Genomic DNA, 26,765 nt, shown 5'->3' with positions numbered 1-26,765 from the left:
GTGTATTTTTCTTTTTATTATTTATTGGCTGTTATTTATTGATTGTTAATGGTTGTTGGGTTTTATTGTTTTTATCTACTTAGCGTGAACCGCCGCTTATACTTAAATACACCAGAGTTTGGTTTAACAATTGATAGGCAACTTCACCGAAGGTAATCGGGCCAGTTAAATCCCGGGTCTTTTTTCCCTCCAGTTCCGAGTAAAGATAGTTCAGAATACAGTTGCAGGAAAATGAAATTCCCTCACTGGCAGATGCCGATAATTCTTTGTTAAAACTTTCAATGTAATTATCCACCGGCTTGGCAAAACGATAGCTAATATCTGCAAACACCGGTGCATAAAGCTCAACTTTATTATTTGCTTCATTAACCTGTTGGATACTGACATTTACCATCACGCCGGAATAATTTGCTACCAGTGGTAGGCGAGTATCAATTTTTGCATGCTTGATGTAATCGGCCAAATTTGCTGGCTCACCGTTGATGGTGCAATCAGTAGCGCTAAAACCGGTATGTTTGAATTTGATTTCAGGGCCGTTACCCTGGGTAAACAGATTGACAATATTAATGTTGGCAAGTTGATTAACCGGCAATGGAATATGCATTGCAACCGCTTGCTGATCAAAGAGCATGCCACGCGCCGGGCCAAACCCTACCTTTGCGTTACGGCTGCCAATATCGTCCAGGTGCACGCCAGAAATCCAACCAATAATGGGTGAAAAATACATATTGGTGTAGTCCGGTGAATTTTGTGCGTAAGCTAAATGTATTTCTGACATGGCTGGCAATATCACAATGGTGAAGCCATGCTCCGGCGCCTCTTGTGCTATGCGTGAGATGGAATTGCCATCATAAAGGGTAATGCGCGGCGCGTTAGAGGACTGCACACCGTCTATGGTATGCACAAACATATTGTTGCGATCTGCAGTGCCACCCTCTGCGGTCATGAAGTAAGGAATAGTCCCTGCAATCCAATTGCCCGAAGGAAGATCAGTCAATACTGATTCATCTGCTGCAATAACCAAATACTCCCCTTTGTTAATTTTTTCGATAAGTTGCACGCGGTCGATAAGCTCGCTGCGAATACTGATGTCGGCCTCTTGTGCCATATCTATCTCCTTGGGAATCGAATTAATGTGCGTGGCTATTATTTATGACCATGCGCAATTCTTGTTGCATGAAGCGCTGGTTGTGTTTGATGAAATCCCTTACGCGGCGCGCAGCCGTTAATTCAACGACCGGGTCAGGGTTCATCAGCAACTGGGAGCGAAGATTAGCCAGCAATAATTTGTAAGCTATGTGTGAGCTGGGAATAAACGTGTCGTCTTTAAGAATTCGTTGCCAAATACCACTGTTTTCATCCGGTAGCGTAAACTGATTTTCCTCAGGTGTATTCATGAGTTGATTCATTAATATCAACTCTTTTTTCAATGTTCTTGCGTTCTTACGAAAGAATTCCCGCAATGAATTAAGTGCTGTAATACGACTATTATTATCATCCATATGGGTGAACGCGTGTCGCAACCGAACCAAAAATAGATTCAATGGCATGTTTGTAGATTTTAGATCTACCTTTCCGCTTACCAACTTCAGCCAAATGCTATTTTTCAGTGAAGGCAAAACCAATTTTGTAGTTGTTGTTTGTCTTTCATCTATGGTGTGTTTTTTATTGGATAGCGCGCATATTTGCCCAACTTCAGATTCCAAGTGATTTATATGCGCAATAAAAAACTTGCGCAGTTCGTTCACTGCATCGCTTATTTGAACATGGGTATTGGGGTCGATAATACTGAGCTTTAATTTTGATAGCATTAGTCGCAGCGGAAAGGACTGGGTTTTTAGGTGAAATTTATCGTAGACCATGTTTTCCCAAATGGGATCTACTTCGGTGGGTAAGACCATTGCCATACGATAGGATTCTGGTGTTTTCTCTATATCCGATAGCACTTCATCAACCAATGATGGTTCAATCAGCAGCATTTGTGAAATTGCTTCAGCAGCCAAACCTCGGGTATGAGCTAGCGCAATTTGTTGCCGCAGCTGATGACTATAGTTCCGGTTGGCATCCCCCAAAAATCCAGGTTGTAACAGGCTATCTCTACTTACACCCAAGGTTGTAATAGTGGGGTCAAAGTAAGCAGAGTTAATTTGGCAGCCATATTGTCCTAGCCGGGTATGTGTCCAACGCTTAACATTATTGGTATGTTGAATTTTTTGTGATGTTGTTTCACTGGGTTTTGCAAAGAAAGAAAATTTTGATTTTTCCAGCTGATAGGCAATATCGATTTTAATTATTTTATTCTTCTCATCAATACTTACGTCCTGTATCGACCATGGCGCATTAATTCCTAGAATGGTCTCGAAATAATACTTGGGCTGTTTTACCACTTGATTCTCCTTTGGTTCGTAATTGTCAAAAAACATATTTCACTTCGACAATACCTCAGGTCAAAGTACAGGTGCGAATGCAGTGCTAAGGCTATCTTAAATTCGTTATTAATATTGTGGCTTCACTCTTTATCAGTGGGCGCGCGATTATGAACATTTGCAGAGTGTGATGATAGGTTTTTAGCGCGGGATAAAAAAATTGTGGCATCTAAATTGGTGTTCTAATTTATTTTATGATTTTGATGCTGTTTTCTATTAAGTATTTTTCAAATTGTAATATTTATATTCGTAGCTCTATTTTATTTTTCTATATTTACTTTTTAAATTAATGCGAGATGGTTCGCGAAAATTAATCCTTGATGTTCTCAACATGACGCTATTGTGGAATCTTTGCTGCGCTTTAGTGGTCGCCGATAGTTGGTCGGTTAATGCAATAATTCTTAAGGATTTGATTATGCAGTTCATTACATCATTATTAAAAGGCGATTTTTTTACGGGTGGAAAAGCTGCCGTCGCTAAACCGAGTGGTCGGTTGCGGGTAGGTATTTTGGGAACAGGTAAGATCGGGACAGATTTACTGATAAAAGTTCAGCGATCACCCTATATGGAATGTGTAATATTTGCGGGCAGAAATTTACAATCGGCAGGAATGCAACATGCAGTTAAGTTAGGTGTACCTGTCTCCGATAAAGGTGTTAGTGTTTTTTTTGATCAGTCTTGCCGCTGTGATATTGTTTTTGATGCCACATCAGCCGCGCACCATATAGAGCACGCACAAATTTTTGATCAGTTGGGAATATTTGCTGTCGATTTAACGCCGTCTCAAATAGGTGAGTGCTGTGTACCTGCGTTGGGTATGAGTGAAGCGTTGGAAAATAAAAATATCAGTATGATTTCCTGTGGCGGCCAATCATCCATTCCTCTTGCCTATGTGCTAGCCAGCTTGATTCCCAATATTAGTCGCCTCAGCTTGAAGTCTGTTGTCTCTCCTGATTCTATCGGCCCTGGTACTCTTGCCAATATCGATGAGTATTATCGCAATACCCGCGCTGGTTTATATAAATACACTGGTATTAACACGATTGATATTGAGTTGATCAGTGACGAAGCGCATACGCAAAAACCTATGTTAAATACCTTGTGTGCCTATGCGGATGCGATTGATATGGTCGCTTTGCGTTGTGCATTGTTGGACATGGAAAAAAAAGTGCAGGCCTATGTGCCCGGATATAAATTGCAGTCCGAACCCATAAGCATTGATGGTGGTGTGCAAATCGATTTGACTGTGGAGGGCGTTGGCGACTATTTGCCAACCTATGCAGGTAATTTGGATATTATTAATTGTGCGGCAATAGCCGTGGCGGAACATTATGCGCAAGCCAGGTTAGCCGCGCATCAAGCGAGGCCACTGGGGCGTCGCCGTTATCAAACCATGGTTTTAGATTATTAATTTGCTGTATCGATAGCGCCTGCAATAGCCGTTATCGATACATTATTTCATTCAGCTAGCCAGGGTTCCCGCGCGATAATCCTGAATAGCTTGTTCAATTTCATCCGTAGTATTCATCACAAACGGGCCGTACTGCACAATCGGCTCTTTGATGGGTTTACCTGAAATCACCAAAAAGCGGGTGTCTGCGCCGAGTGCTTGTACTTTCAGTTCATCCCCTTTGCTTAACAGACCTGCATTGCCTTGCGTGAGCTTACGTCTATCTTCACCGATTGCAACATCGCCTTCATACACGTAGATGAAAGTATTGTGCTCGCTTGGAATGGCATGATTGAACTCTGCATGCTGGGGTAGATGTACATCCCAATAAATTGCTTCAGTGCTTAACCCTTGAATGGGGCCGCTGACAATTTTGTCATTGATCACTGCTGTGTTGGCGATCACCTTGATGCGTCCGCCACCCGGTAAGTTTGCTTGTGGAATATCGGCGGCCGGAATATCACGGTAGTGTGCTGGTTTCATTTTTTCCGCAGCGGGTAAATTCAACCAGAGCTGAAAACCGCGCATCAAGCCATGTTCCTGCTGTGGCATTTCGGAGTGGATAATGCCGCGCCCGGCGGTCATCCATTGCACATCACCGCTGCGTAAATGGCCTCTGTTGCCCATGTGGTCTTCATGCAACATGTGGCCCTCAAGCATGTAGGTCACTGTCTCAAATCCGCGGTGTGGATGAGCAGGGAACCCGGCGATGTAATCATCTGCACTGCTGCTACCAAATTCATCGAGCATCAGGAAGGGATCAAAGCGCGCATGTTGATGCTGCCCAAGGCTGCGTTTAATGCGAACACCAGCACCATCACTGGTCTCGCGCCCTTGAAGGATTTGTTGTAACTGGCGTTGCATAATATTTTCCTCGTTAAGGTTTGGGAGGGCGGCTTAAGCCGCAACCTCTTCGCTAATTGCTGCTTTAGCGGCGCTAAAGGCTTGATCTTTTTGGCCCATGTTCAGACCCTCTGCGTAAATGAAACGTACATCTTTTAGCCCTACAAAGCTCAGGAAGTTGGTCAGGAACTGGCTTTGGGTATCGCTGGGCAGACCTTGATGAACTCCACCGCGAGCAGCAATGATGTAAACAGGTTTGTCATTTAACAGGCCAACGGGGCCGGTTTCGGTGTACTTGAAGGTGACGCCCGCACGAGCTATGTGGTCGAAGTAGGCTTTCAACGTTGAAGGCACACCAAAATTATAGAGTGGTACACCTATCACAATCACATCTGCCGCTTGAATCTCGGCAATAATTTTGTCCGAGTAGTCGACGACTGCTTGTTGTTCCGTCGTGCGGTCTGCTTCAGGGGTAAAGAGTGCTTGTACCCGAGTTGCATCCAGATGAGGAATAGTTTCCTTGGCGAAATCGCGCAGGATTACCTCACCAGTTGGATTTAGGGCTTTCCAGCGTTGTACAAATTCTTGGGAAAGTTGGCTGGAATTACCATTCTCGCCGAACAAACTGCTATTGATCTGTAAAAGAGTTGCCATGTCATATTCCTCGTTGGGGTGGCTTGATTGCCATGTATCCATTTAATGATTTGACGAGCGAATGATAAATAGCGATATTTGGTTGCTTATGATCTAATTATTTAATCAATTTGATGGCATTGGAGTGGGAGCGTCGCTATGGCACAAGATCAAACCCCGGCGCGGGTGGTCAGCACGGAAAATAAAGTAACTCTGGAGCAATGGCGCGCGTTATTGGCGGTGATCGATGCGGGCGGTTATGCAAAGGCAGCTGAGTTGCTCAATAAAAGCCAATCGGCAGTGTCTTATGCCATATCGCAATTGGAATTGGCGCTGGGAGTAAAGGTTTTCCAATTGCAGGGACGTAAAGCGGTAGCGTCGGCAGCGGGTGAGCTGTTATATCGGCGGGCAAAACAACTATTGGAACAAGCGGAGCGCTTGGAAAAGTCGGCGGGCTGTTTATCTGTGCAAGTCGAGCCTTTGGTTAAAATCGCTGCCGATATCATCATCCCTCCGGCGCGGGTGTTGCAGTGTTTGGCCATTTTTGCAGAGGATTTTCCGGATACACGGGTGGAAGTGTTTGAGTCAGTACTCAGTGGTACCGAGGATGCGTTGCTGCAGCGCCAGGTTGACTTAGCGATTGGCGGACGAGTGCCTACGGGGTTTATGGGGGAAAAATTAGTCACGGTTGTGATGCATGGTGTGTCTAGTCCTGACCACCCGTTACAGCATCTTGGTCGACCTATTACTTATGAAGATATGCGCCAGCATCGACAAATTATCGTGCGCGATTCGGGGCAGTATCGCCGCAGGACTGAAGGTTGGCAGGAGGCTGATCAGCGCTGGACGGTGAGCCATATCAAAACCTCACTTGATGCCATTCGGTTGGGGCTTGGTTATGCCTGGTTACCCGATGCTTACACTTATGAGGATATTGCCGCTGGGCGCTTGAAGTATTTACCGGTTGAGGTAGGTGCGGTGCGCGAGGTGACCACTTACTTGACCTTTGCGGATCGCGATTTCGCCGGACCGGCAACACGCCGGCTGGCGGAAATATTGAAGCTTCATTTACCAACAATGTGTGGTTATGAAACCGGGTATTCATAGGGTTATTGCACGGTGAATGTCATTTCTTGCCATCACGGTGTTATTGATAGCTTGTTCTAACCACAATTTTTGATTTATCGCTCTAAAGCTTAAACCTTCAGTTCAACCCAGATAGGGCAGTGATCTGAAGGTTTTTCCATTCCTCGAACATCGTAATCAATTCCGCTGGCGCCACATTTATCCAGCAGGCTTTGAGTCATCAAAATCAAGTCAATGCGCAGGCCGCGTTTGGGGTTATCCTCAAAGCCTCCGCTGCGATAATCAAACCAGCTAAAAATGTCACAAATTTCCGGGTTATGCTCGCGAAAACTATCTTTTAAGCCCCAGGCCAGCAATTCATTCAGCCATTCACGTTCTTCAGGTAAAAAACTGCATTTACCGGTTTTTAACCAACGCTTGCGGTTGACTTCACCAATCCCGATATCAATATCCTGATGCGAGATATTCATATCACCCATGACGATCAGTTGTTTATCCGGTGTTTCAAAATTTTTCAGGTAATCGATCAAATCGCCATAAAACTTTCGTTTGGCTGGAAATTTTATGGCGTGGTCGCGGCTCTCCCCCTGAGGGAAATAACCATTGAGTATTGTTATCTCACCAAGTGGCGTGTCGAATACTCCACCGATAAAACGGCGTTGTGCATCCGGATCGCCGCCCGGAAAACCTTTAATGACTTCTTTGAATGGATATTTGGAAAGGAGAGCAACACCGTAGTGAGTTTTCTGGCCGAAATATTCAACGTGATAGCCGAGCGATTGAATCGTTTCCAATGGGAACTCGGGGTCGTTAACTTTAGTTTCTTGTAGTCCAATGAAATCCGGATTGTGCTTTGCAATCACCGCTTCAAGCTGATGGAAACGCATGCGAATACTATTGACGTTAAAGGATATGGCCTTCATAACTAAACTCTTTTAAAAAAACACCCGAGCACAAGTGCTCAGGTGTTTGGGGTTTTTTAGGAAAAATACTACTGTTGTGCGACTTTTGATTCGGGCGCTTTAACTTGGCCAATAAAGTCGGCAAGGATGTGACCGGCTTCCATCAGGTAAGGATCTTCTTTGGGATTAATTTCCTTATTATTTTCTTGTTCAGGTTCTGCATCCGGATCGTCTCCACCTTTGTCTGCTTTGAGCGCTGCATAATCAGCGTAAGGTTTTTCTCCTTTCGCAGCGCGCAATTCGTTCTCCATTTTCAGCATGCGTTCTTCAAGCTGCTGCTGTTCTTGTTTACGTGTTGCAAGGCGCAAAGAAACTTCTTTTTTTGCCGCTGCTTCTTTAAATATTTCGCTTTGCTTGTTCAAGTAAATAAATTCAGGGTCTCGTGCCAAGCGCTCTTGATGCGCTGTTTCAATCCGCGGTAGAAATTTACTAATGTTGTAATAGTTTTGATGCGGTGCTGGATGAATTCGATCCCAAGGCAGTGCATTGTCGTAACTGCTTTCGCCGATTTCATCCGGATCCAGAAGGCTCGGTAGTGAGACATCAGGGATGACGCCGCGATGCTGGGTACTGTCACCAGAGATGCGATAAAATTTGGCTTCAGTTATCTTCAGGCGACCATGTTTTAAGTCAACCAGGTTTTGCACTGAACCCTTACCAAAGGTGGTTGAACCAATCACAATGCCACGACCGTAATCTTGAATTGCCCCTGCAAAAATTTCCGATGCAGAGGCGCTTAAACGGTTGATCAGCACGGCGACAGGAGCGCGATAAACAGCGGGCTGATAAGCGCGATAATTGCGCGAAACTGTGTCATCGCTTTGGCGAATTTGTACAACAGGGCCCGGGTCAACAAACAGATCCGTGAGCATTGCTGCTTCCGGTAAAGACCCGCCACCATTGTCGCGCAAGTCGATAATAATCCCGTCAACTTTTTCTTTGTTTAATTCATTAAGTAAGTTGTAAACGTCGCGAGTGGTACTTTTGTAATTGGGGTCGCCTTTTTGGTAAGCCTCAAAATTCATATAAAAAGTCGGAATATCAATAACACCCAGTTTAAAGGTGGTGTCACCATTTTTAATTTCAAATACCGCTTTTTTGGCAGCCTGATCCTCTAATTTTACTGTTTCACGTTTAATAGTGACCTGCTTGTTCGCGGTAGCGGTTGGGTCGGCAGGCATCACTTCCAGGCGAACAATAGTGCCTTTGGGCCCGCGAATTAATTTGACTACTTCATCAAGGCGCCAGCCAACTACATCGACAAACTCGCCATCAATACCCTGTGCAATAGAAACAATTTTATCGTTGGGCTTTAGTTGACCTTGTTTTTGCGCTGGGCCGCCCACCACTAAACTACTGACTTTGGTGTAATCTTCATCGCTCTGCAATACGGCGCCAATTCCCTGTAGTTCCAGTGACATACTAATATCAAAGTTCTCTGCATTTTCGGGCGATAAATAATTGGTGTGTGGATCATAGAGTGTGGTGAGTGAGTTCATCATCACGCTAAATGCTTCTTCGGGAGTTTGCTGCTTGAGGCGGCGCAGTTGATTAGCGTAACGCTTGCGCAGTGTTGTTTTGCTTTCCTCCAGCGTCTTTTCTGACAGCATTGAATTGAGCAGGTTTGACTTGAGGTATTGGTGCCACAGTTTGTCTGCTTCGGCCGCAGTAGCTGGCCAGGCCGCCTTTTCACGATCAATTACAATTGATTCTTCTACATCAAAATCAAATTTTGTTTTGGGATCGTCCAGCTCTTTAATAACTTTTTCCAAGCGTTCAACCATGCGCTTGTTGAAGCGGTTATATATGGCGAAGCTATTATCCAATTGACCTTTTTTATAGTCATCATCAAATGTTTTGCGGTACTTTTCGAATTCGTTAATATCCGCTTGTAAAAAGAAATTTTTCGCATTGTCCAGCGATTTCAAATATTCGTCTAAATAACGAGAGGAGAGGGCGTCATTGAGTTCTTGATCCCGGTAATGCTCTTTGCTGAGTTTTTCTACCAGATCAGTAACGGCTTTACTTTGCTCCGGGCTAGGTTTGAGCTCTTCGACAGCGGCTAAACCTGGGAGCGACAAGCTTATCAAAACACTGAGTAGTGTAAATTTTAGCGATCTCACAACAGCAATTTGCATAAAGAGCTTCTCAAAAGGTCAAATACATACGAGCGAAAGTGGCAGGAACGATTAGAGGGGATGCCCCACTTGTTGCTCTCATAATAGCGGAAATGGGGGGGTAAAAGCAGTATCGGCTCCCTAAACAACCTAGGGCCGACCATGAATGGGATTATATTTTTCGCGAAAAGTTTCCTTTTTGGCTAATGCGCGATTTTACTCTTGGGGCAATTCCTCGTTTTGTATCCCATTTTCTTGATTGTTGCTTTCGATTGGTGCCTGGCGTGTCAGGTCTAGCCATAGCTCTTTTCTATCCAGTGGGGTTGCTTTAGGGAGATAAGGGTTGTTGATGCGAATGGCTCGGCGATTAGGTAGATCCGCCTTTTCCAGTGCCTCCTGAACTTCAGGGCTGCCATAAAAATATCGGTCAAAAGCACCGTCTTTAATAGCTGCTTCGAGCCCGTTTTCTATATCTCTGGCTAACTCTGGGTCTTTGGGAGTTACAAAAAAATAAGTGGGCAGTGGATAAATCAAGACCAGTCGCTTTTCTACGGTCAGTGCCAAGTTGGGAAAGGCGGTGAGTTCAGTCCAGACCTCGTTGGCCCCACGTGGGAATGCGTCAAAGCGCCCCCCCTCTAACATATAATAGAGGCTGGGCTTTTTTGTGGCTTTAACAACGTCAAGACCCGCACTTTCGAGGATTGACGCATCTTGCCAGCTGCGACCTTGGCCCATTTTTATTTTTTTTAGATCATCCAGCGTTTGGATATTGTCGAAGCGCGCCTGATCACCCTGACGTATGAAAAAGAGTCGGTGATTCATTAGGCCTCTGTAGGCATCGATTCTGATGGGGATAAAATCGCGCTCCATCTCTTCCGAGGTTCCCCCCCACATCACTGAAATACTGCCAGATTTGACTGACTCCATTACCCTTGGGCGCGAGTAAACTTCGGGTGTGGAGGTATAGGCATAGTTTGTATTGGCGTAGGAAAGTGCCAACTTTAGGAGCCCGTTCATGTAATCCGTTTGCACGTTGGATTTCATGTTGGTGACTACTGTTTTTTGTTCTGCTGTTGCGCAATGGGAAATGCTTAGAGAGAAAAAGAGCCCTAAGAAAACACTGGGAATTTTTTTGATGAAGCTGGGCATAAATACTACTCGTCAAGAGTTGACTGATAATTATGTGCGATAGGGGACAGCGCAAGATTGCGCCATTTCTGTTCGCATTCACCGTTGTACAACAGGTTGACTGAATAATTGCCGATAAGTACAGACGCTCTTATGAGTGCCTGTTTATTTTAATTTTTGAGAGTGTAGGTCAAGAAGCCGGGCTGTGCTAGCAGTGAGAGGCGTTAGCAGGTTGAGCTGCAATCAAACATCATTTGGATAAAATCGATCTGCTCTTGGTCGGTTATGTGATTGGGGTTTACTCTAACCACTTTCCGGTTTTCCCAGACGTAATCGTAACGAGTGAAAGTGATTTGCCCTTCGGGCAATTCATCGGCGCTAACTATCAGGCTTTGTCGGGGTGAGGTGTCGAGCATATCGAGTAGCTCGCGGATGGTGCGATGTAGGTGCTGTGGGCTTAGCAGTACATGGGGGCCAAAATGGCTGACGAAAATATAGTCGCAGCCCAACATGGTACTCACGCTCAACGCCAGCTCACCCAGTTCCACCGCTTTTACGACCGCGGTTGTGCCAAGGGTATGGTGCGCTGAGTGGATGTTGGTAATTGCAGTTTTGAGTGGTTGACTGGGTGCCATAGTGAGCCTTTCAAGGTGACCGGATTAAATTGAGATGAGGTTGCATCCTGAGAGTCATTGCGGCGTGGAATCTAACAGTCGGCCCCTGAAAAGACCAGAGACGAACGGTATTTGTGTCGATAAATTTAACAATCTGTGAGCAAGCTAACTTTTATCCGGTATGCCTGTAAACAAAAAAGCGGCCATGAAAGGCCGCTTTTTGTGGTTTGTAAGAGGGCAATACTATACCTGCGCTCTTTTTACCAAGGCTTCTTTGATAGTGTCGCGCATTTTTCGTAGGCTGTTCTCTGTCGTGGCCCAATCGATACAGGCATCGGTCACTGAAACACCGTATTTGAGGTCGCATAAGTTGGCTGGGATGCTTTGGCTGCCTGCACCAATGTTGCTTTCAACCATCAAGCCGATGATGGATTTGTTGCCTTCAAGAATCTGATTGGCGACATTTTCCATTACCAGTGTTTGCAACTCGTGATTCTTGTTTGAGTTGGCATGGCTGCAGTCGACCATGATGTTGGGGACTACTTTTGCCTTGGTTAATTCTTGTTCGCAAACCGCCACGCTCACCGAATCGTAATTGGGCTTGCCATTGCCGCCACGCAGTACCACATGGCCGTAACCGTTGCCGCGAGTGTGGATAATTGCGACTTGTCCTTCGGTATTAATGCCCAGGAAGCGGTGTGGTTTGGATACTGATTGCAGTGCGTTAATAGCGACAGTCAGGCCACCATCAGTACCATTTTTGAAGCCCACAGCAGATGACAAACCACTGGCCATTTCACGGTGAGTCTGCGATTCGGTAGTGCGTGCGCCAATGGCTGACCAGCTGATCAAATCGTGTAAGTATTGTGGTGAAATCGGATCCAGTGCTTCGGTTGCCGCAGGTAAACCCAGTTCGGCAATATCCAACAACAGTTGGCGACCAATATGTAAACCCTCTTCAATTTTGAAGGAATCGTCTAGGTAGGGGTCGTTAATTAACCCTTTCCAGCCCACGGTAGTGCGTGGTTTCTCAAAATAGACACGCATTACTATGTAGATAGTGTCGCTCACTTCTTCTGCCAGTTTTTTCAGGCGCTGGGCGTAGTCTTTGGCAGCTGCCACGTCGTGAATAGAGCAGGGGCCAATCACTACAAAAATACGATGATCCTTGCGGTCGAGGATGTTGCGTACAACTTCGCGGCCCTGAGTAACAACGTCCCGTGCCTTTTCAGTGAGGGGAATTTTATGTTTTAAGGCTGCAGGGGAAATCAGCAGCTCTTGTGAGACCACATTGAGGTCATCAACTTGTGTGTGGGACATGGTCATGGCTTCCTGAAGGTTCGTAATTTGTAGGTCATTCTACCGAATGATATGCAAAAAGTGGGATGCTTTTTTTAATTGGGCTAATAAATAATGACAAAACACCTGATAATTACGCTTAAATTGGGATGTGTAGTTTGTGTGTCATGAAAAAAAACGACTGTCGTTTCATTAATCCTCAAATCGAGTCTAATTTAGGGACATATATCCTCTATCTACTCCTTTAAGTGCTCTGAATAGCAACTAAATCTGTCTTCTATAGGTTAATAAGTGAGCTATTTGCAGCTGATATTGGGGTGTTATAAGAAAGTTGCTATGTTTGCCTTTGTGATTGATCCTTCGTAGTACCTGTTATTGGCAAGCCCATATCCCTGTTTAGACTCTAAGGAAGATTGAGACCAGATGAAGAGAATACTGGCTGTAAGTTTGTTGTTGATCAGCATCAGTGTGGCTGCTGTTGCGGAATCGGGGCGTACCGCGTTAGTGCTGGGTGGTGGGGGCGCACGCGGCGCTGCCCACATCGGTGTGCTTGAAGTGCTTGAGCAAGAGCGTATCCCTGTGGATTGTGTGGTGGGCACTAGCATGGGCGGTTTGGTGGCAGGATCCTATGCGGCTGGGCTCTCGCCCAAAATGATGCGGGACAAGCTGGCAGGTGCTGATTGGACAGACATATTTCTTGATTTGGCCGATTACTCGCAATTGAGTTACCGCCAAAAGCGAGTGAGCAGGCGCTACTTGGCGGGTACCCAGGTGGGGTTGTCTGAGCGAGGTTTTCAAATTCAACCGGGGGTGGTCGCAGGTGAGAAGATCAAGCTCTTTTTTAATCAGCTAGTGGATGAAGACCTGGGTGAGCGCAATATCGAACAACTTCCCATCCCGCTCGCAATAGTGGCAACCGATATCGGTACCGGTGAGCGGGTGGTGTTTCGCAACGGTAGCCTTACCCAGGCAATGCGCGCAAGTATGTCGGTGCCAGGGCTGATGGCGCCGGTGGAATATCAGGGGCGCAAGCTGGTCGATGGTGGTTTGGTTGATAACCTGCCGGTCGAGGTCGCGCGAAATCTCTGTCAGGCCGATCGGGTTATTGTTGTGAATGTTGGCTCACCCCTGAAGGCGCCTGAGGAAGTTGGGTCGCTGCTCAGTGTTTCTGCCCAGATGATTGGCATATTAACCAAACAAAATGTAGAACGATCCCTATCGACCTTGACGGGGGCGGATATCTATATCGCGCCAGAGTTGGGTGATATCCGGGCCACTGATTTTGCCCGTTACGAAGAGGCTGCTGCAACAGGGCGTGTTGCTGCAGAGCGGCAGCTATCGGCATTGCGTCTGCTCACGGCGACATCAGAAAGTTATGCGCTGTGGGGGCAAAAGCGGCGCAGTTTGGTACGCGATGCGGTCGTTATTGATGAAGTTGTTATAGCGCCTACCAAGCGGGTACACCCAGCGTTTGTAGCCCGACACATTCATCAGCAGGTCGGTCAAACGCTGGATCGTGCGGCATTGGAGCAAGATTTAATTCGCACTTATGGAGATGGTTTTTACGATGGCGTTGATTACAGGGTGGTTCGTCGCGATGAGCGCAATGTGTTGGAGGTATTGGTTAGAGAAAAAGACTGGGGGTCTGATTATGTTACTTTCGGATTCGCGATTGATAATGAGTACCGTCAGGGTTCCAGTTTTAATTTTCGCGGAGCCTATCGTAATACCTGGATAAATACCTATGGCGGTGAGTTTTTTGCTGCGGTCGATGTGGGTGGGAAGCCTTCAATGGAGTTGAATTTTTATCAGCCATTAACACCCAGTCAGCGCTTTTTTGTGGAACCACTTTATTTCAGAAAGCGCGAGACTATTGGTATTTATAGCGATGACCAGCAGGTCGCAGAATACAAATTGGATACTTCTTATTACGAGCTGGCACTGGGTAAAAATTTGGGAGTTTATGGGCGATCGAAATTTGGGTGGAGGGATTATCACATGCGCGGTAGCGCCGATATTAGTGCTGTTGTATTGCCTGATGTGGATGAACAATATGGTGGTTTTATTTATGAATTAAATTTGGATCGTCGCAACCGCTTGTATTTCCCTTCACATGGGTGGCGAGCGGATATTAGTTATTTTGATTCACCAGATCAGGGTTACAAAAAGTTATCGCTTGATCTGGGTGCAGTTTATAAATTGGATGATTTTGTGGTTGGGGCGCGCGCCGCTCATATCACCTCATTGAAGGGTGTTTTGCCGGTTTATGATGCGGTGATGTTAGGGGGCTTTTTGAATATGTCGGGCTATGCGAGTAATCAAATATTGGGTGATGATGCGTTTTATGCGCACCTTCGTACTGAGCGTATTATTGGGCGTATGCCGCTGGGTTTGAATGGGGACTTGCGTCTTGGTTTGGGTATAGAAGCCGCGCGATTGGATCAAATATACACGCTTAATTCTGATGATTTGTGGCTTGATTCTGCCGTTATTTATCTGGGTGGGGAGACCCCATTGGGGCCTTTGTATTTAGGCTATGGGTTTACATTTAGTGGCGATTACAATCTGTATTTGCAGCTAGGCGCCCTGTAATTCGTAGGTGTTGAAAATACAAAGCCCCGCATGGTGCGGGGCTTTGTATTTTGTTGCGGTTACTTGGTGTAGCTGAAGCTTAGAAGTGGAAAATCGCGGCTGCGTAAGGGCCTTTTAAGCGAATATCAGTATCTATGTCGTCTTCGTCAATTTTAATGGACGCGGCTTTGTAGCCAACCTCAATGCCCAGATCCAGTGCTGAATCGAACATGTAGCTGACTTTGGCGCTGTAATCAGAGACTGAGTTGCCGCTGTAATTGATGTAATTGCCTTCAAAGCCGGCCGAAAAACCAGTGAGTGGTAAATCGAATTGGAAGCGTGCATAGCCCAGGGGTAGTGTCACATCCACATCGACCTCATCGATTACACCGAATGCCTCCGCTTGCATTTGGCCTGAGTATTTACGAACTGTCACACCCAAATCCAGATTCAGCCAATTGTCCAGAAATTCGTAATAGAGCACGGCATCGGTATAGCTAAGGTCAAAATCAGTTGAAACTTCGGTACCTGTGGGATAAGTGGTGTTATCCAGACTGAAATCACTGTTTAAGGAGCCGGTTTGGCGACTGCTAATGTCGTTGTGCTGCAATTTGATATTCGGAATTAGTGGGACGGGGTGTTCAACGGCAATGTAATAAAAGCTGTTGTTGTTTTCATCAAAACCCAGCTCATCCATAGTGGCTGAAGGGTTGCCGACACTACCGCTGTATTCACTTTGCCAAGTGCCTGCGCCAGCATAAATGCCAAAAATAGTATCGGCACTGGCATGGCTTGCTATTAGCAGGGACATGGCGCCAAACGAGTATTTAGCAATTGGTGAGAGTGATTTCATGGTGAGTTCCTTTTGTTGAAGATACTGAAACGAGTGGCGTTAGTGTAAATAATAGTGCATGACAATAGTGTGTTTGTGTGCTGTTTTTTCACTGGGAAGCGGTAGGAGTGATGGAGTGATTTTCCTTGTGCAAAAGTTGCAGAAACATTTTTGCGGCGTTGTTCAGTGAGCGCTGCTTATGATGAATACAGCCTAGTGGGCGCATAATAGGTTCGTGTACTACATCCAGAATAACCAGTTGGTTATCCAGTATCCGTTTGGGCAGGATCCCCCAGCCGAGGCCAATACTCAACAGCATTTTAATCGTATCAAGATGATTCGAGACCATACCAATGTTCAACGCTGCATTTTGCGTCACAAAGAGGTTGCTGACTAACTGTGTTGTGTAGGTGTTGGTGTCGGGCATTATCGCAGGGTGCTGGCTTAAATCGGCCAGCTGAAGATACGATTGTGCGGTGAGGGGGTGGGTTGGCGCCGCAACGAAGTGGAGTTGGTCGTGCCAGAGGTTGTGGCTTTGGAGGCGCGCATCCTGTTCGAGTGCGAGCGTGATGATGGCGAGGTCGAATCTGCCTTGGAGTATTTCATGATATGCCTGCTCCGAATCCAAAAAGTGTAAATCCAGCTTTACTTGAGGAAATCGCTTGGAGAATTCGCGTAAATAAGGTGGTAAGTAATGAAGTCCTACATGGTGACTGGTTGCTATGCTCAGTTTGCCTTCAACTTCTCCTTTCAGATCCGCAATGGCGCGTTGGGCGGCTGTCACCTCGGACAATATTAGTGTCGCTTTGCTTAACAAAACCTGACCAGCCCGGGTGAGTGCAACCTGTCTACCTATCCGATCAAATAATGGTGACTTTAATTGCTCCTCCAGCAAAGCAATGCGTTTGCTTATTGCAGGCTGCGTAAGATGTAATCGTTCGGCTGCTGCCGAGAATGAGCCGCTCTCTGCTATGGCGACAAATGCTTGTAAATGTTGAGTATCCATAAGGCTTTTTAATTCATTCCATTTTGGAATGCAATATATAAAAAAGATAAATTTGTTTTATGGGTTGTCTGGTCGTACTATTGCTCCCATGCAGTAATGATCGGGCAGACCTGATTATTCATAACAAAACACCGTGTAAGCCGAATGATTGGAGATTCACCATGGCCGCTAAAACGCTTTACGACAAACTTTGGGATGCCCACCTCGTGCAGCAGCGCGATGATGGCTCTGCACTCATTTATATAGATCGTCACATAGTCCACGAAGTGACCTCCCCGCAAGCGTTTGATGGTCTGCGTTTGGCTGGCCGCAAGCCATGGCGTGTGGACTCCATCCTCGCCACTCCAGATCACAATGTGCCTACCACGCAAAAAGAGCGTGCTAATGGTGTTGCGGGGATTGAAGACCCGGTGTCCTTGATCCAGGTCCAGACGCTGGATGATAACTGCGATGAATTCGGTATTGTCGAGTTCAAGATCAACGATCACCGCCAAGGTATTGTGCACGTTGTCGGCCCTGAAACCGGCGCCTGCTTGCCCGGTATGACCGTTGTCTGCGGTGATTCCCATACCGCCACTAACGGTGCTCTCGGCGCTTTGGCGCATGGAATAGGTACGAGCGAAGTAGAGCATGTGATGGCGACCCAATGTCTGGTCGCTAAAAAAATGAAAAATATGCTCATTAAGGTGGATGGCACGCTCGGTTTGGGCGTGACGCCAAAAGACGTAGTTTTGGCCATCATCGCTAAAATTGGCACGGCGGGCGGTACCGGCTACGCGATGGAATTTGGCGGTCAGGTTTTTCGCGATATGAGCATGGAAGGGCGCATGACTGTGTGTAATATGGCGATTGAAGCGGGCGCCCGTGCCGGCATGGTGGCGGTAGACCAAACAACTATCGACTACGTTAATGGGCGCACCTATGCACCCAAAGGTGAATTGTGGGAAAAAGCCGTAGCCGATTGGAAAAATTATGTGAGTGATGACGGCGCACACTTCGATTCGATCGTTGAATTAAACGGCGCTGATATCAAGCCGCAAGTGAGTTGGGGTACTTCGCCGGAGATGGTTGTTTCGGTTGAGGACAAGGTGCCCGATCCGGCGCAAGAAATTGATCCGGTCAAGCGCGAAGGTATGTTGCGCGCATTGCAGTATATGGGCTTGCAAGCGAACCAACCGATCACTTCTATTTATGTTGATCGCGTATTTATTGGCTCTTGCACTAATTCGCGCATTGAAGATATTCGCGCCGCAGCTGAAGTGGTAAAAGGTCGCACCAAGGCGTCATCGGTAAAAGAGGCGATTGTGGTTCCTGGTTCCGGTGCAGTAAAAGCGCAAGCAGAAGCCGAGGGGCTAGATAAAATTTTTATCGCTGCCGGTTTGGAGTGGCGTGAGCCGGGCTGCTCTATGTGTCTTGCGATGAACGCGGATAAATTAGGTAATGGCGAGCACTGTGCATCAACGTCCAATCGTAATTTTGAAGGGCGTCAGGGGTACGGTGGTCGTACTCACTTGGTGAGTCCTGCGATGGCTGCTGCCGCTGCGATTGCGGGTCATTTTGTTGATGTGCGCACGTTTAATTAATAGGAGCAAATCATGAAAAGTTTTACCGTTTTGCAAGGCATTGCCGCTCCTATGGATCGTGCCAATGTTGATACCGATATGATTATTCCCAAGCAATTTTTGAAATCGATTAAACGTACCGGTTTCGGAAAAAATTTGTTTGATGAGTTGCGCTATCTCGATGAAGGTAAACCGGATCAAAGTTGCGAAGGGCGCCCAATAAATCCGGATTTTCCACTGAATTTTCCACGTTACCAAGGTGCGACTGTGCTGTTGTCGCGCGAAAATTTCGGTTGTGGCTCCAGCCGCGAACATGCGCCTTGGGCGCTGGATGATTACGGCTTTCGCTGTGTGATCGCGCCCAGCTTTGCCGATATTTTTTATAACAACTGTTTCAAGAATGGTTTGCTGCCCATCGTATTAAGTGATGAGATTGTCGATAGCTTGTTTAATGAAATGTACGCGGCAGAAGGCTATCAATTGACAATTGATTTAGCAGCGCAAGTTGTTAAAACCCCAGGCGGTGAAAGTTTTGCGTTCGATGTAGATGAATTTCGCAAGCATTGCTTGTTAAATGGGTTGGATGATATTGGTTTAACTCTCGAACATGCTGATGCCATTCGCGCCTACGAAGCCAAAAAACGCGTTGAAGCGCCTTGGTTGTTTGATGTAGTTAAATGAGAGGCGAAATAAGAATTTTTTAATTGGAGAATGCTTGTGGGCAAACATATTTTAATTTTGGAAGGCGATGGCATCGGTCCTGAAATTGTGCGTGAAGCGCGCAAGGTGCTGGATGTGGTTAATGCCAAATTCGATTTGGGCTTAACCTTTGAAAACGAATTGATGGGCGGCTGCGCAATTGATGTGCATGGCGTTCCACTGGCGGATTCGACGCTCGAAAAAGCGCGCAAGGCCGATGCGATTTTGCTGGGTGCTGTTGGTGGCCCCAAGTGGGATAAATTGGACCGCTCGATTCGCCCGGAAAAAGGTTTGCTGAAGATTCGTTCACAATTGGGTTTGTATGCGAATTTACGTCCTGCGTTGTTATATCCACAGTTGGTAGATGCATCTTCTCTGAAACCGGAAGTGGTTTCTGGCTTGGATATTTTGATCGTACGCGAATTGGCAGGCGGTATTTATTTTGGTGAGCCGCGCGGTATTCGCGTATTGGAAAATGGCGAGCGCGAAGGTTACAACACCTACAAATATTCCGAGAGCGAGATTATCCGTATCGGCCGTACCGCTTTTGAGATGGCGCGCAAACGTAATGGTAAAGTCTGCTCGGTCGATAAGGCGAATGTGCTTGAGGCGACTATGTTGTGGCGCGAAGTGATGGATACGCTGCATAAAGAGTATCCGGATGTTGAGCTGTCCCACATGTATGTCGATAACGCGGCTATGCAATTGGTGCGTGCGCCAAAACAGTTCGATGTGTTGGTGACTGGCAACATGTTTGGTGATATTTTGTCCGATGCGGCAGCCATGTTGACTGGCTCTATTGGTATGCTTCCGTCAGCGTCATTGGATAAAGATGGTCGCGGTATGTATGAGCCTTGCCATGGTTCTGCACCGGATATCGCTGGGCAGGGTATAGCTAACCCGCTCGCGACGATTTTGTCGGTATCCATGATGTTGCGTTATTCGCTCGGTTATCCTCAGGTTGCAGACGCAATTGAGGTTGCAGTCGGCAAGGTGTTGGATCAAGGTTATCGCACCGCAGACATTTATACGGAAGGTAAGACCAAAGTATCTACCTCGCAAATGGGCGATGCTGTTGTTGCAGCGCTGGCCTAATCATTAGCTTGTGAATTGTTAAAGAGAGACTGAGATGAAAGTAGGTTTTGTAGGTTGGCGCGGTATGGTCGGCTCTGTGTTGATGGAGCGTATGCAAGCAGAAAACGACTTTGCAGCTATCGAACCCGTATTTTTTACCACTTCAAATGTAGGTGGCGCTGCGCCAGCTGTTGCGGCTGGATTGCCTGCATTGAAAGATGCTTATTCAGTTGATGATCTGAAGCAATTGGATGTGATTGTTACCTGTCAGGGTGGTGACTACACCAATGAGATTTTTCCGAAACTGCGCTCGTCCGGCTGGGATGGCTATTGGATCGACGCGGCCTCCAGTCTGCGTATGGAAGATGATGCGGTCATTATTCTTGATCCGGTTAATCAGGGTGTTATCGACTCGGCGCTGAAGAAAGGCGTTAAAAACTTTATTGGTGGCAACTGCACTAACTCCATCATGCTGATGGGTGTGGGTGGTTTGTTTCATGCGGGTTTGGTGGATTGGGTTAGCTCCATGACCTATCAGGCTGCCTCGGGTGGCGGTGCCAATCACATGCGCGAATTGTTGAAAGGTATGGGCGTGATTCATGATGCTGTGGCTGATGAGTTGGCAACACCTGCTTCAGCGATTTTGGATATCGACAGAAAAGTGGCTAACACTATCCGTAACGACGTGCCGCGCGAATTTTTTCCAGCTCCGCTTGCTGGCGGTTTGATCCCTTGGATCGACAAGCAATTGGATAATGGCCAGTCCAAAGAAGAGTGGAAAGGTCAGGCTGAAGTTAACAAAATTTTGGGGAATGCCGACACCATCCCGGTTGATGGTTTGTGTGTGCGCATTGGTGCCATGCGGTGCCATAGTTTGGCGTTGACTATCAAGCTCAAAAAAGATCTTCCACTTGCAGAGATCGAATCCATCATCAAGTCAGGCAATGAGTGGGTTAAATTTGTACCAAACGACCGTGGCATCACTGAGCAGGAATTGACCCCAGCCTCCATCACCGGTGGCCTCAAAATTGGTGTAGGTCGAGTGCGTAAGCTCAATATGGGGCCGGAATATATTTCTGCTTTCGTGATTGGCGATCAGTTGTTGTGGGGGGCGGCTGAGCCGTTGCGCCGTATGCTGCGCATACTCAAAGAGTCCAAATAGTCACTTTTAATTTAATGGTTTGAACGAAATTAAAACCTCCGAGGGTATGGCTTCCTCGGAGGTTTTTGCTTTTTTATAGGCCAAAACAAGCTAAACAAGGATTTAAATGTCAGCCTTTTTTCACATTTTTATCAAAACGCTGCTGGAAATCATTAAAAAGTGATCTTTCCGAGGGCTTTGTCAAGACCCCGAGTATTGATAAAAAGCTATTTATAATGAATACTTACGAACGATACTGAAGATTCATTCGAGGTTTTATGCCTCTTTGACACAGCACTCTTGACCGGCGTTACGCTGTGTTTATCAACTAAAATGTCTGGCTGCTCTAGTTCAATTAAGCCGTGGAATAATAAAAGGATAGCGCTATGCGTCTTCGTCAGTTGGTTTTAGCCTGTGGTCTTACATCCTTTGTGCTGTCGCCCTATGCCAGTGCTTTGGGGTTGGGTGAGGTTAAACTCAAATCATCGCTTAATCAGCCGCTCGAAGCTGAAGTAAAGTTGCTTGATACCCGCGATTTAACCGCTGAACAAATTCTCGTTACGCTTGCTTCCCCGGCAGATTTTGAACGAAATGGCGTAGATCGCCTTTACTTTTATACCGAACTGCAATTTCAGGTTGATTTGGAGTCTGCGGATGGCCCCAAAGTAATTATCAGGTCGCGCAACCCGGTACGCGAACCCTACTTGAACTTTCTTATAGAGGCGCGTTGGACTGCTGGGCGCCTGTTGCGTGAATACACATTATTGATGGATTTGCCGACATTTGAGGAGGATGCCAAGGTCTCTTCGGTGGCTGCACCAGCGGCTACGGCCCGATCACCGCGTGCGCAAACTACGGCACCCGTTACCTCACGCAGTGCTACAGTGTCCTCGGGTGCGCCATCATCTCGTCAGCCATCCAGTGCTACCAAGTCCCCACTTAATAGCGATGAATATGAAGTTCGTGCCAACGATACTTTATGGGAGATCGCATTGCGTGCTCGCCCTGATTCCAGTGTGTCAGTACATCAAAGCATGATGGCCCTATATCGCACTAACCCTGACGCGTTTATAAACGGTGACATCAACAAGTTGCGTCGTGGGCAGGTTTTACGTGTTCCTGATGCCAGTGATATGACCTCGGTTGCCAAGTCGGAAGCTGTCACTCAGTTTGCGCAGGCCACTGGCGATTCAAATTACGGTGCCCAGCTCAATGCTTCTCGTCGCTCTACTAGCAATCGCACCGAATCTGCAGAGGTGAGTGGTCGAGTCAAATTAGCGGCGCCGACCTCAGGTGCCAATAACACTGGGCAGGGTAGTGGTGCTAACGATGGCTCAGGCAGGGCGCTTGAGAGTGAATTGGCTGCCACGCTGGAAGAGCTGGACAAAACCAAATCCGAAAATACTGAGCTTGGGTCTCGTGTTAAAGATCTCGAAGCTCAAATAGAAACCATGGAGCGTCTGGTTGCCGTGAGCAACGAGAAGTTACGAGCTCTTCAAGTTGCTGCCGGGCAAGAGCCATCAGCAGAGCAGTCAGCTTCTCAGGTTTCTCAAGCATCCGCTGCTGCAACAGAAGTTGTTCCAGCTGTCTCCGCAGCAGCGTCCAGTGTGGCTGCCGCTCAGCCGCCTCAGCCTACACCACCCAAGCCTAAACCAGTTGTTCAACAGCCTGTAGCGGAGCCAAGTATTTTTGATTCGCTCAAAGATAATCCTTTATGGCTCGCTCTGGCCATTCTTGGGCTCTTTGGTGCCGGTGCAGCGGCTTACGCTTATCGTCGTCGCCAGCAGGCCGAGCAACAGCAGGCTGAGGAAGAGGATGTATTTGCGTTGGATGAGTCTGTCTCTGATCAAGAAGACTACTCATCCCGTCATGAAGAGGAAGCTGTTGACGATATCGATTCCTCTCTGTTTGAAGAGAATGTTGAAACAACTGCAGTTGCGGAAACGGGTGATGTAGTTGGTGAGGCTGATATTTATATTGCCTATGGGAAGCTGGATCAGGCGGAGGAAATGCTGGTCAATGCTCTGAATAAAGATCCACAGTCAGCCGATATTCGCATGAAATTGCTGGAGGTTTATGCACAGCAACAAAATGCCCCAGCCTTTGATAAACACTATGCGCTTCTTTTGCCGGTTGCGGGAGCTGCACTCATATCGCGTGCATCTGAGTTGCGCGAAACAATTGCTGGTGCTGGAGAGTTTTCCGCAGTGGCGGACGTTTCCAGCAGTGATGAGTTTGATGGTGATTTCTCTTTAGATGATCTGGGTGCAGCGGATGCAAACTTGTCATCTACCAGTGACGAGCCAGCGGTATCTGCTCCGGTAGGGAGCGAAGATGAATTCAATTTCGATTTTGATTTGGACCTGGATGACGATGAGTCCACGATTGCTTCGCTGGCGCCCTCTCAGCTTGCGAGTTCTGATGTTGCGGACGGTGTATCAGAATTCGATTTTGATTTGTCGGATATAGATGAGCCAGAGGTAGCTGCTACGGTTGGGAATACTGATGACCTTTCTTTAGAGTTGGATGAATTAGATAACAGCTCGATTGTTACTGATGTGTCGTCAGGTGCACAGGATCTAGACGAGGAATTCAGTTTTGATTTTGATGACGATCTTGGTTTGGTGGACGTTTCCTCCCGCCCGGTGGCCGGCGCTGAATCGCTGGAGGTTGTTGCGGATGATTTCAATCTGGATATGGATGTTGATGATGTTGATTTGGCGGCGCTTGATCATGAAATGGAAAGTCTTGATGTGGACTTTGATGGAGAATCAGCTCTGGATGAAGAGCCGGTCATTGCTGAATTTGTTGCTGCTGAAATAGCTAAAGACGAGGCCGAGCCGGGTCTCGATCTTGATGATGATATTTACCCCTTGCACACTGAAAGCGAATTGGAATTTTTGGCAGAGGATCTCGACTCCACCAAGTTGGTGTTGACTGATGATCTCGATAAAGTTGAAGAAGTTGAGCTAGATGTGGACCTGCTTGGAGATGGTGAAGACGCATCTTTGTTGGCAGAAGTTGATGACACTGCATTTGACTTGTCAGATGCAGATGAATCACTTGATTTTGAGTCCCTCAATGAAGAGTTTGCCGCACTGGATGAGCAGTCTATAGATGCGGGGTTGCCTGCCACTGATGAGGAGGTTGTCGATCTTGAACTGCATGACGAACTTCCATCGGCACTCGATGGTAGTGATGGTTTACAGGATTTGACCGGGCAGGTTGCATCCGTCCCTGCATTTGAGCAACCGCTGGATTTGGAGCAGGACGAGGATTTGTTTGATGAGGCCTTGTCTGATTTTGGTGCTGAATCCGATGAGTTGAATATAGACAGTTATTCCAGTGATGAGTCTACCTTGGCCGATTTGTCTGATGAGGATATGGATTCGGAGTTGGATTTCCTTGCTGATGCCGATGAGGCGGCAACCAAGCTTGATTTGGCGCGTGCATACATCGATATGGGGGATACTGAAGGGGCGAAGGATATACTTGCTGAGGTTATGAATGAAGGCAATGAAGAGCAGCGCGATGAGGCTAACGAGTTGCTTGGTCGTATAGTGTAACCTTCGCTGTTTTTTAAAAAGCCTTGCACTAACCTGCAAGGCTTTTTTATTTCAGATTTTTTTGATTGGTATTGTATGAACGATAACTATGTGCCGAGCTCCAAACCTTATACACGCAGTGGTGAAATTGTAATGGATACCCTATGGCCAGAGGGTATGCATCGAATTGCTTTGGGTATTGAGTATAAGGGGACTGACTATCATGGTTTTCAAGTTCAGCCAAATGGTGTTAAGACTGTACAGCAAGCGTTAGAGGTTGCCCTTTCCCGAGTGGCGAACGAGTCTATTTCCTTGGTTTGTGCTGGGAGAACAGATGCCGGTGTTCATGCAACCAATCAAGTTATTCATTTTGACACTTTGGCTGTTCGGCCTGAAAAGGCTTGGCTGCGCGGTACACGCCCATATTTGCCAGATTCAGTCAGTGTGCGCTGGGCAAAAGAAGTTGTTCCTCAATTTCATGCGCGATTTTCGGCACAGAATCGTACCTATCGTTACTTATTAACTGATGCGAAAGTGCCATCAGGATTGTTGCATGATCAGGTGACTTGGTCGTCGCGTCCATTGTGTGTCGATTCGATGCGCGCGGCAGCCAGTTACTTGGTCGGGCAGCACGATTTCACTTCATTTCGCGCTACGCAATGTCAGGCTAAAAGCCCTGTCCGCCGCATCGAATATATGCATATCGTGCGGCGCGGTGAATTGATTGTGCTGGAGGTGCAAGCTAATGCCTTTTTGCATCATATGGTACGTAATATAGTTGGTGTGCTTATGGCGGTTGGTGCGGGTGATAAGCCGGTGGAGTGGGTTGGTGAGGTGCTTGCTGCGCGTGATAGGAGTGCAGGCGGTGTGACTGCCAAGCCATTTGGTTTATATCTCGTTGGCGTTGAATACTCTGCAGGTTTTGAATTACCCAGTGCTCCACCCGGGCCTTTGTATTTCCCTGAACCTATTGGTGGTTTTGTTAATAAGGGCTGAGTCTACTCCCGTGTTTTTGCGGCCATAATGAGTAAATTCTGTTATTATCGCCGCCTTATTTTTGCCCTCTGGAACTTCTTGGCGGGCTCTGTTTTGGTTTGAACATTGGAGCGGCCGGTTTTGTCTTCTATGCGTGTGAAGATTTGCGGTATTACTTCGGTTGATGACGCTATCGCAGTCGCCCATGCTGGCGCCGATGCGCTTGGATTAGTTTTTTATGCCGCGAGTCCCCGGGCAGTTAGTCTGGATGTGGCACGAAAAATTTCGTTGGCTGCAGGGCCATTTATGTCGGTTACCGGCTTATTCGTTAATGCTGATCCAGAGTTTGTACACAGCGTATTGAATCAAGTCCCTCTGCAGTTATTGCAGTTTCATGGTGATGAAGCGGAGGCTTATTGTGAATCCTTCAAGCGCCCTTATATGAAGGCTATACGTATGCGTCCGGGGTTGGAAGTAAGTTCCGCAATTGCTGCTTATCCAGGTGCGTCTGGAATCCTCCTTGATGCATACCGTCCCGGTGTGCCGGGTGGAACAGGTGATACCTTTGATTGGGCGCGTGTTCCGCAAGGGTTATCAACACCGCTGGTCTTGGCTGGCGGTCTTACTCCTACCAATGTGAGAGAGGCGATAGCGGCAACGCGTGTTTACGGTGTTGACGTTAGCGGTGGCGTAGAGTCTGCACCCGGGAAAAAAGATCACAGCAAACTAACAGCTTTTATTAATAACGCGCGACGCTGTATGGCTTCAGCCTGATACAGCATCCACTTCTTATAGGTGATTA

Annotated in this window: 21 protein-coding genes; 10 read left to right on the top strand and 11 right to left on the bottom strand. The window is 47.0% G+C overall.

Annotation, left to right across the window (positions count from 1 at the left end; all coding sequences use genetic code 11):
- Positions 1 to 79: 79 nt before the first annotated feature.
- Together D0B88_RS14730 and D0B88_RS14725 are read right to left on the bottom strand one after the other, a co-directional pair.
- Positions 80 to 1,108, bottom strand: coding sequence for a hypothetical protein (locus tag D0B88_RS14730; RefSeq protein WP_151058111.1), 1,029 nt, complete (start codon positions 1,106 to 1,108; stop codon positions 80 to 82).
- Positions 1,109 to 1,130: 22 nt separating this feature from the next.
- Complete coding sequence (locus tag D0B88_RS14725; RefSeq protein ID WP_225318384.1) at positions 1,131 to 2,387, bottom strand: hypothetical protein; 1,257 nt, start codon at positions 2,385 to 2,387, stop codon at positions 1,131 to 1,133.
- Positions 2,388 to 2,841: 454 nt separating this feature from the next.
- On the opposite strand from D0B88_RS14725, the gene D0B88_RS14720 reads away from it, so the two are divergent.
- Complete coding sequence (locus tag D0B88_RS14720; protein ID WP_225318383.1) at positions 2,842 to 3,837, top strand: acetylating acetaldehyde dehydrogenase; 996 nt, start codon at positions 2,842 to 2,844, stop codon at positions 3,835 to 3,837.
- Positions 3,838 to 3,888: 51 nt separating this feature from the next.
- Here D0B88_RS14720 and D0B88_RS14715 read toward each other — a convergent pair whose 3' ends face one another.
- Positions 3,889 to 4,740, bottom strand: a complete 852-nt coding sequence (locus tag D0B88_RS14715; protein ID WP_007641840.1) for a pirin family protein — start codon at positions 4,738 to 4,740, stop codon at positions 3,889 to 3,891.
- A 33-nt stretch (positions 4,741 to 4,773) separates the two neighbouring features.
- A complete protein-coding gene (locus D0B88_RS14710; protein WP_191966450.1) occupies positions 4,774 to 5,373 on the bottom strand; it encodes an FMN-dependent NADH-azoreductase in 600 nt (199 codons plus the stop codon).
- 138 nt (positions 5,374 to 5,511) lie between these two features.
- Here D0B88_RS14710 and D0B88_RS14705 point away from each other — a divergent pair, with 138 nt between their 5' ends.
- Positions 5,512 to 6,459 carry a LysR family transcriptional regulator gene (locus tag D0B88_RS14705; protein ID WP_007641838.1) on the top strand — a complete coding sequence of 316 codons (948 nt, stop codon included), beginning with the start codon at positions 5,512 to 5,514 and terminating at the stop codon, positions 6,457 to 6,459.
- Between the two features lie 89 nt (positions 6,460 to 6,548).
- Here the strand turns inward: D0B88_RS14705 and xthA are convergent, their stop codons facing one another.
- From xthA to D0B88_RS14680, 5 genes are all read right to left on the bottom strand, one after another.
- Entirely contained in the window at positions 6,549 to 7,361 is an 813-nt protein-coding gene (gene xthA / locus D0B88_RS14700; RefSeq protein WP_007641836.1) for an exodeoxyribonuclease III, read from the bottom strand.
- A 68-nt stretch (positions 7,362 to 7,429) separates the two neighbouring features.
- On the bottom strand, positions 7,430 to 9,538 hold the full coding sequence (locus D0B88_RS14695; RefSeq protein WP_007641835.1) for a carboxy terminal-processing peptidase: 2,109 nt from the start codon (positions 9,536 to 9,538) through the stop codon (positions 7,430 to 7,432).
- Positions 9,539 to 9,733: 195 nt separating this feature from the next.
- A complete protein-coding gene (locus D0B88_RS14690) occupies positions 9,734 to 10,666 on the bottom strand; it encodes a transporter substrate-binding domain-containing protein (protein ID WP_007641834.1) in 933 nt (310 codons plus the stop codon).
- A 203-nt stretch (positions 10,667 to 10,869) separates the two neighbouring features.
- Positions 10,870 to 11,280, bottom strand: a complete 411-nt coding sequence (locus tag D0B88_RS14685; RefSeq protein ID WP_151058105.1) for a hypothetical protein — start codon at positions 11,278 to 11,280, stop codon at positions 10,870 to 10,872.
- A gap of 222 nt (positions 11,281 to 11,502) precedes the next feature.
- Entirely contained in the window at positions 11,503 to 12,579 is a 1,077-nt protein-coding gene (locus tag D0B88_RS14680) for a 3-deoxy-7-phosphoheptulonate synthase (protein ID WP_040391798.1), read from the bottom strand.
- 402 nt (positions 12,580 to 12,981) lie between these two features.
- On the opposite strand from D0B88_RS14680, the gene D0B88_RS14675 reads away from it, so the two are divergent.
- Positions 12,982 to 15,150: a patatin-like phospholipase family protein gene (locus tag D0B88_RS14675; RefSeq protein WP_151058103.1), complete on the top strand. Its 2,169-nt coding sequence runs from the start codon at positions 12,982 to 12,984 to the stop codon at positions 15,148 to 15,150.
- A gap of 79 nt (positions 15,151 to 15,229) precedes the next feature.
- Here the strand turns inward: D0B88_RS14675 and D0B88_RS14670 are convergent, their stop codons facing one another.
- Positions 15,230 to 15,982, bottom strand: coding sequence for a TIGR04219 family outer membrane beta-barrel protein (locus D0B88_RS14670; protein WP_007641828.1), 753 nt, complete (start codon positions 15,980 to 15,982; stop codon positions 15,230 to 15,232).
- 88 nt (positions 15,983 to 16,070) lie between these two features.
- On the bottom strand, positions 16,071 to 16,967 hold the full coding sequence (locus D0B88_RS14665; protein WP_151058101.1) for a LysR family transcriptional regulator: 897 nt from the start codon (positions 16,965 to 16,967) through the stop codon (positions 16,071 to 16,073).
- A gap of 161 nt (positions 16,968 to 17,128) precedes the next feature.
- Between D0B88_RS14665 and leuC the strand changes: the two genes are divergently transcribed.
- The 7 genes from leuC (at position 17,129) to D0B88_RS14630 (ending at position 26,737) form a co-directional block, all read left to right on the top strand.
- Positions 17,129 to 18,550: a 3-isopropylmalate dehydratase large subunit gene (leuC, locus tag D0B88_RS14660; protein ID WP_151058099.1), complete on the top strand. Its 1,422-nt coding sequence runs from the start codon at positions 17,129 to 17,131 to the stop codon at positions 18,548 to 18,550.
- 12 nt (positions 18,551 to 18,562) lie between these two features.
- The gene (gene leuD, locus D0B88_RS14655; RefSeq protein WP_151058097.1) at positions 18,563 to 19,210 is read left to right on the top strand and encodes a 3-isopropylmalate dehydratase small subunit; all 648 of its coding nucleotides are present in this window, start codon (positions 18,563 to 18,565) and stop codon (positions 19,208 to 19,210) included.
- 36 nt (positions 19,211 to 19,246) lie between these two features.
- Entirely contained in the window at positions 19,247 to 20,323 is a 1,077-nt protein-coding gene (gene leuB, locus D0B88_RS14650; protein ID WP_151058095.1) for a 3-isopropylmalate dehydrogenase, read from the top strand.
- A 34-nt stretch (positions 20,324 to 20,357) separates the two neighbouring features.
- Positions 20,358 to 21,464 (top strand): aspartate-semialdehyde dehydrogenase, encoded by a 1,107-nt coding sequence (gene asd, locus D0B88_RS14645; RefSeq protein ID WP_151058093.1) that lies wholly within the window; start codon positions 20,358 to 20,360, stop codon positions 21,462 to 21,464.
- A gap of 365 nt (positions 21,465 to 21,829) precedes the next feature.
- Entirely contained in the window at positions 21,830 to 25,009 is a 3,180-nt protein-coding gene (locus tag D0B88_RS14640) for a FimV/HubP family polar landmark protein (RefSeq protein WP_151058091.1), read from the top strand.
- A gap of 75 nt (positions 25,010 to 25,084) precedes the next feature.
- A complete protein-coding gene (truA, locus tag D0B88_RS14635) occupies positions 25,085 to 25,984 on the top strand; it encodes a tRNA pseudouridine(38-40) synthase TruA (protein ID WP_191966449.1) in 900 nt (299 codons plus the stop codon).
- A gap of 129 nt (positions 25,985 to 26,113) precedes the next feature.
- Positions 26,114 to 26,737 carry a phosphoribosylanthranilate isomerase gene (locus tag D0B88_RS14630; protein ID WP_225318382.1) on the top strand — a complete coding sequence of 208 codons (624 nt, stop codon included), beginning with the start codon at positions 26,114 to 26,116 and terminating at the stop codon, positions 26,735 to 26,737.
- The last annotated feature ends 28 nt before the right edge of the window (positions 26,738 to 26,765 follow it).

Source organism: Cellvibrio sp. KY-YJ-3, assembly GCF_008806955.1.
Taxonomy (GTDB): domain Bacteria; phylum Pseudomonadota; class Gammaproteobacteria; order Pseudomonadales; family Cellvibrionaceae; genus Cellvibrio.
Note: the sequence above shows the minus strand (reverse complement) of the source record. Positions and strands in the feature narration are given on the sequence as shown.